Here is a 486-nt window from a genome sequence, read left to right on the forward strand (position 1 = left end):
TCTCAACAAGGCTTCGACCCGCGTCGACGGCGTGCYGGCCAAGGTCGACAGCTTCCTCGGATCAGGTGATTCCAAGTCGCTGTTCGCCGACGCACGGGCGACGCTGAAATCTTACAAGGATCTGGCCGACAATATTAATGGCCGCATCGCACCGATCGCCGAAAATATCGCCCGTTTCTCGGGCTCCGGCCTGCAGAATGTCAATGCTCTGGTCGAGGATGCACGCCGGGCTGTGCAAACGCTCAATCAGGCGATCAGCCGGCTTGACAACAACCCGCAACGGCTGTTGTTCGGTGGTCAGGAAGTCAAGGAATATGACGGCCGCACGAGGCATTGAACTGTTGTGTGTGGGGAAGGAATGACAGCAGGACGTCTACTGAGCATTGCCCGTGCATGTTTGCCGGTGCTGCTCCTTATTGGATTGTCGGGTTGCGGCGCGAGCCAGGCGAAGAATGACACTTTCGCGCTCTCCGCCATGCCCGAAAT

1 protein-coding gene is annotated in these 486 nt (G+C 58.1%); it reads left to right on the forward strand.

Going from position 1 to position 486, the window contains the following annotated elements:
- Positions 1-337, forward strand: a 337-nt coding sequence (locus AC1D0P_RS28745; protein WP_477679848.1) for an MlaD family protein, incomplete at its 5' end; no start/stop codon positions are given.
- Between the last annotated feature and the right edge of the window lie 149 nt (positions 338-486).

This window comes from Polaromonas sp. P1_G2 (genome assembly GCF_056405515.1).